At 58.5% G+C, this 5,912-nt stretch carries 4 protein-coding genes and 1 pseudogene; all 5 read right to left on the bottom strand.

Annotation, left to right across the window (positions count from 1 at the left end; translation table 11 throughout):
* Positions 1-81 precede the first annotated feature (81 nt).
* Entirely contained in the window at positions 82-1,734 is a 1,653-nt protein-coding gene (locus K8W16_RS11825; protein ID WP_304124103.1) for a DUF4116 domain-containing protein, read from the bottom strand.
* Positions 1,735-1,992: 258 nt separating this feature from the next.
* A complete protein-coding gene (locus K8W16_RS11820; RefSeq protein WP_304124101.1) occupies positions 1,993-2,940 on the bottom strand; it encodes a YafY family protein in 948 nt (315 codons plus the stop codon).
* A gap of 245 nt (positions 2,941-3,185) precedes the next feature.
* Entirely contained in the window at positions 3,186-5,087 is a 1,902-nt protein-coding gene (locus K8W16_RS11815) for a TRAP transporter large permease subunit (protein WP_304124098.1), read from the bottom strand.
* Between the two features lie 99 nt (positions 5,088-5,186).
* Positions 5,187-5,798: a TRAP transporter substrate-binding protein DctP gene (dctP, locus tag K8W16_RS11810; RefSeq protein WP_304124095.1), complete on the bottom strand. Its 612-nt coding sequence runs from the start codon at positions 5,796-5,798 to the stop codon at positions 5,187-5,189.
* A pseudogene (locus tag K8W16_RS11805) lies at positions 5,798-5,912 on the bottom strand (IS5/IS1182 family transposase); the annotation flags it as partial. The pseudogene K8W16_RS11805 and the gene dctP, both read right to left, overlap by 1 nt.

Here is a 5,912-nt window from a genome sequence, read left to right as displayed (position 1 = left end):
TTCGCAGGCAGTCCACACGCAGGGATATGCTCTCCGGGGAGCCTTGGCAAAGGCTTTTCCTTTTCCGCCGCAGGCAGGGCCCTATTCCTCGGTTTTTTCTTTCTCTTCCCTTTCCAGCGCGGCCCGTACCCGGGCGGCTACGGCCCTGTCCCGGATGAAGGGCAGGGCTTCCTTCGAATGTCTGGCCGCTTCCAGGCAGAGCGCCTCGGTCTGATTTCTTACATAGCGCAAGGGGCTGCCGCTCCAGCGATGCCGCGTGACGGCGAGCATGGCCGTTTCTTCCGATGGAGAGAGGAGGTATTGCAGGGCGTCGCCGCTTTCCAGGACTGCGGCACGCTGTACTTCTTCTGAGGGGGAGAGGATGAAGCGCAGCGCCTCCGCGTTCTGCGTGACGGCGGCGAGGCGGATATCTTCCGTGGGCTTGTCTACATACTGCAAAGCCATGCCGTCCTGACGGACGGCCTCAAGGCAGAGGGCATGGTCCTGCTCGCGGACATAGCGCAGGTTCAGGCCGTTGGCCTGCAAGGCCTGAAAGCAGAGCTGCCGGGTCTGGGGCAGGCGTATCCACCGCAGGGTAGATTCCCAGCCCCCGCTTGCCAGGGCCTGCCGGCAGAGAGCCTCATTCTGTCTGTGGACATAGCAGAGGCTGTCGCCGTCATTTTCCAGGGCAGCCATGGAGATTTCCTCGTCCTGCCCGGCAACGAACTGCAGGGCATTCCCCCATTCTTTCACCCCTTCCATGAGAATTTTTCGCGAAGGCCGGGCTATCCAGCGCAGGCTGTAGGCGCTTGTCCGCAGGGCGGCGAGCTGGAGTTCTTCATCCTGTTCCGGCAGGAAGCGTATGGACGTGCCTCCCTGCTCCATGGCGGCCATACAGATTTCTCGGGTCTTATTCCGTACATAACAGAGTGCGTCGTCATCATTATGCACGGCAGCAAGACATATTTCCTCCGTCTGCCTATGCACATAGCGCAAGGCCGCGCCGTTTGTCCTCACGGCGGCCATGCAAAGCTCTTCCGTCTGTATGCGCACAAAGCGCAGGGCAAGGCCGTTTTCCTGTACGGCGGCAAGACACACGGCATTGGTCTGGCAGCGCACATGGCGCAGGGCTTCGCCTTTTTGGCGTACGGCGGCAAGGCATACCCTTTCCGTCTGCTGCTGTGCATCGAGCATCTCCAGAGCGTCGGGATCGGCCATGACGGCGCGCAGGCATTCTTCTTCCGTTGGATGGGCGATGCGGGCCAGAGCCAGGCGTGCGGAGGCCTCCCTGTCCAGAAAAAGATCGGGCGATGCGCCTTCGGGAATAAAAGAGGTGCCCAGAGGGGAAAAGGCCGCGAGCCGGAGAAGCTCCGGCGTGATGTTGCGCACATAAGCCAGCGCGTCCGGGTTCTGCTTCAGCGCAAGCTCGCATATCGTGTCGTCCTGCTCCTTCACGAAGCGCAGGGCAAGGCCGTTCTGCATGACGGCCGCACGGCAGAGGGCTGGCGTCTGTTCACGCACAAATTCCAGCGCCTCTCCGTTTTCCAGAACTGCGGCGAGGCACACGGCATTCGTCTGGCAACGCACATGGCGCAGGGCAAGACCGTTTTCCTGTACGGCGGCAAGGCAGAGCTCCTCATCCTGCTCAGGCACAAGGGCAAGCAGGCCGGGTTCACTCCACAGGAGGGCAAGCACTTCATTCCGGCAGGGTTCTTCTTCTGCCGCAGGGCAAAGCTGATGCTGTGTTTGAGGCATGTATGTTCTCCCTCGTCTTCCGCCGGGAACATCCCTGGCGGGAAAGTTTTTCTTCGCTTTCAGAAGAAAGCGTAGCAGGAAGCGGGGAGGGGGAAAGAAAAAAAGCGGGCGGCATCTACTGCTGTGTGGACGGCCGGGGAAAAGGACGCCATGAAGGCGGAGGGGCGGACAGGCCGTTCCTTCCTGGGGGCCGCCGGAGCGCGTGCGGGCCTTTTCAGAAAAAGGAAGGGGGAGCCTCGCCGCATGCCGGATGAGGAGCTACTGTTCCTCCGCCAGTTCCACGCTGAGCACTTCGGCCTCATTTCCCCATTGTTTCGCCCAGTACAGCACTTCCTGCGGGTCGGAAACACGCACGGAAAAGAGCAGCTCATGTTCGGAGCGGCGTATCTGCTGGCTGGAATGCCATGTTTTTTCCAGGACGTAACGCATGGCTCCACCGGTGAAACGCAGGCTGACATTGTAGAGCCTGTCGCCGAATACGCCGGAAAAGGCATTTTTCTGCTTTTCTTCAAAGCCGCAGTCGTCCATAGGATCCCAGGAGCAGAATACGCCCGTGGGGCGGACCTCGTCGATGCGGTTCAGGCGGAAGATTTTCCAGGCAGGGGGCGTTTCATCCACCGTCCTTGCATAAAGATAGATGGCGCGTTTGCGGATATAGATACGGCGGGGGTCTATTTCCCTCCAGCTTTTGGTCCAGTCCGCAGCCCTGGTGTACAGTATGCGGACGCGCTGGCCCCGGCTCACGGCATCCTGCAAGGAGGACAGTACTTCCGGCCTGACGCCGAACGTGCCCATGGTGACGCAGGAGTCGAAACTTTTCTGTAGCTGTTCTCGAAAGGGGGAGTCCAGGCCCCCGGCAAGCTTCCGGCCGGTCTCCATGGCAAGGGCGGCCAGGGTGCCGTCACCTTCCGCGGCAAGATGCTCCAGCGCGAACATAAGCAGAAGGCGGTCGCTGAAAGTGAGGCCCGTAATGGGGGTGAGCCTGTCTTCCAGAACACGGAAGCCCCGTTTTTTCTGGAAATCAAAGCGGAAGCCCGCAGCAGCCAGGGCCGCTTTATCCTTATAATACTGGCTTCGGCTGATGCCGAATTTCTGCCGCAGGCTTTCCTGCGTCTGAAGCGGTTCCCGGCGTATTTCCTGCGCGATGCGCAGAAGCCGTGTGATCCTGGGCGAATCGTCTTCTTTTATGGTGTGCGCGCTGTCCATGCTGTTCTCCTGCAATGGGTTGGATTATTCGCAAAAGCAGGAAAAAAGCAATGGCCGTGTAGAGTAAGGGCGTTTTTTTAAGGAAATCGGCTAGTCACAGGCCCCCTTCTTCCGATATCTGCGGAGGCTGTCAGGCGCAGAAAAGCGGCCATGGAGTGTCCATGGCCGCTTTTTGCCTGTCGCGGTATCTCACAGGCTGCCCCGGAGCGCGGGCGTCGCATGCGGGTTTACGGTATGGGCCCGCGTCAGAACAGTATGGAGGGCAGCCACAGGGCTATCTGCGGGAATGCTGCAAGCAGAAAGACCAGGAACATCATGGCCAGGAAGAAGGGGACCACTCTTCGGAAAATGCTGGCCATGGGTACGTCGGTCGCCACACTGCTCAGGGCGAAGACGTTGATGCCCACAGGCGGGGTGATCTGTCCGGCCTCCATGAGGATGACGACCACCACACCGAACCATACAGGGTCAAAGCCGAGTTCTATGATGGTGGGATAGATAGCCGGGAGCGTGAGCAGAATCATGGGTATGACGTTCATGAGGCAGCCCATGATGATATAGAAGATGACTATGGCCGTGAGAAGGACGTATTTGTTGGCATGGAGGTTGACCACGGCGTCGGCCAGGTCGTAGGGCAGGGCTGTAGCGGCGAGGAAGGTGCCCAGGATGCTTACACCGATGAGTATCAGAAGAAGCCGTCCCGTCACCTCGGCTGTGGAGTCAAGGGCGTTTTTGAAGTCCTGCCAGCTCAGGCGGCGGCGACACACGGCGTAAAGAAGCGTACCCGCAGCGCCTACGGCGCCGCCTTCATTGGGGCTGAACCAGCCGAGGAGTATGCCGCCGAGAATGAGGAAGATAAGGGCGACCATGGCGAAAATGCCCCGGATGGAACGGATTTTTTCCCTGAATGTGGTGGCTTCTCCCCGGGGAGAGAGTTCCGGCTTGCGATAGGCGATGAAAAGCAGTACGGCAATGAACATGATGGTCAGGAGAATACCGGGAATAATGCCCGCCACAAAGAGCTTCCCTATGGAGACTTCGGTAACGAGCGCGTAGAAAATAAAGCCCGTGCTCGGAGGGATGAGTATGCCCAGGGTTCCGCCTGCGGCGAGGGTGGCACAGGCAAGGCCGGGGTCGTACTTCTTCTTGCGCATTTCAGGAAGGGCTACGGAAGCCATGGTCACGGCGGTGGCCATGGAATCGCCGGAAACGGCGGCGAAGCCCGCACATCCGCTTACGGTGGCAATGCCGAGTCCGCCGGGCTGGCGGCCGAGCCATACGTTGGCGGCGTTGAACAGATCCTGGCTTATGCCGCTGTACATGGCCAGTTCTCCCATGAGAATGAACATGGGTACTACGGTATAGGTGTAGTTGGAGGCTACGTTGTAGGGGTTCACGCCAAGCATGGAGAAGGAAGCTTTGAACGTGGGGTAGATGACCAGCATACCGATATATCCCATCAGCGCCATGGCCAGGCCTATGGGCATGCCCAGAAGTATGCTTGCCATGAGAATGAGCATGCCGAGGGACCCGAGAAGCATGTAATTGTCGGCAAGTTCCGTGCCCCGGACCAGGAAGGGGAGGGAAAGCAGAAGGATACTGAGCGCTATGCCGCAGAGGAAGGAAACATACATCTTCCGGGACAGCATGTCCGCAGCGACGGAGATGAAATTTGCAAGCAGGGCCAGAGAAAAGATGAGGCAGCCGAGAGCGCCGTAGAAGATGAAGGGCGCAAGCGGGATTCCCAGCATGCCGCTCAGCTCGTTGGTGCCGGATTTGGTCACGCCGTTCTGGAACACGCACCATGTGACGAGGCAGAGCAGAAGGAAGGGACACAGCGTAGAAACCGTTTCCAGCATTTCCCGTATACTTGGGGAAAAATGATCGGTAAGCAGGGTGACCCTGATATGGGAGCGGTCGTCCTGAATGTAGCCCAAGCAGCTGAACACCAGAACGACCATGCAGAACTCGACAAGTTCCATGGCCCCTATAAGGGATTTGTCGAAAAGGAAACGGCTGAGCACGTCCAGGACGGTGGGGATGACCATGAGTCCCGCCGCCAGCGCGGAGAGCTTGTAGAATACGCCGTTGATGCTTTTGGAAAGCACGCTCAGGCGATGCGCAGCGTTTTCAATACCAGAACTCATGATCATCCTCCCTTGCTGGTGTTTTTGCTTTGAGAGTACGGGGTCGCATCCCGGCCCCGGGAAAAGGAACCCGAGGCCGATGGAATTTTGAAGGAAAGCTTACTGTGCCGTCTTCGCGGCAAGGGATGCCGTGACTTCCGCGCCTGTGCTGCGGACTTGCTTGAGCAGCGTTTCCGCGTCGCTTCTGGCAATGCCGAGCTCCACGACCTTATCTATCCAGGTCTGGTCAAGAGGCTCGCAGGCCTTGATCCAGCGAGCCTTTTCGGCTTCGTCCAGGGTATAGAATTTGGCTCCGGACTTGGTAAGCAGTTCCTTGCCGGAGATATCCCCGTTGTCCATGACCTGGGACATGCGGTATGCCCATTCCTCGCTGCAGCAGGTGCTTTCAATGGCCTTCTGTATGTCCGGGGGGAAGCTGTCCCACAGATCTTTGTTGATGCCCACGAAGCGGATATCCTTGCACAGGCTGATCAGCGTGATATGCTTGATGATATCGTTAATTTTGATGGAGCCTGAGGCCAGCAGGGAAAAGAGGGCGGAATCGGCGGAATTGCGCGAGAGCGTCATATAGATATCCGGCAGAGGAACGGTGATGGGGTTGGCCCCCAGAGCCTGCACGGCATCGGCAAAAGGCTTGCTCATACACGTCATGCGCAGGCCCTTCATATCCTCCAGCTTGGTGACGGGCTTTTCTTTAGGTTCAGGACTCATTAAATATAAAAGATGACAATGGCAGCGAGACAAATGGCCGAAAAGAACGTGTGGGCACAACGGTCATAACGCATGGCTATTCTGCGCCAATCCTTGAGTCGGCCGAACATGATT

The organism is Mailhella massiliensis (genome assembly GCF_020741395.1).
Taxonomy (GTDB): Bacteria; Desulfobacterota; Desulfovibrionia; order Desulfovibrionales; family Desulfovibrionaceae; genus Mailhella; species Mailhella massiliensis_A.
Note: the sequence above shows the minus strand (reverse complement) of the source record. Positions and strands in the feature narration are given on the sequence as shown.

Excerpts from the sequence above, each read along its gene's own strand:
- K8W16_RS11815 (WP_304124098.1), bottom strand. The coding sequence starts at position 5,087 with ATGAGTTCTGGTATTGAAAACGCTGCGCATCGCCTGAGCGTGCTTTCC.
- dctP (WP_304124095.1), bottom strand. The coding sequence starts at position 5,798 with ATGAGTCCTGAACCTAAAGAAAAGCCCGTCACCAAGCTGGAGGATATG.
- K8W16_RS11825 (WP_304124103.1), bottom strand. The coding sequence starts at position 1,734 with ATGCCTCAAACACAGCATCAGCTTTGCCCTGCGGCAGAAGAAGAACCC.
- K8W16_RS11820 (WP_304124101.1), bottom strand. The coding sequence starts at position 2,940 with ATGGACAGCGCGCACACCATAAAAGAAGACGATTCGCCCAGGATCACA.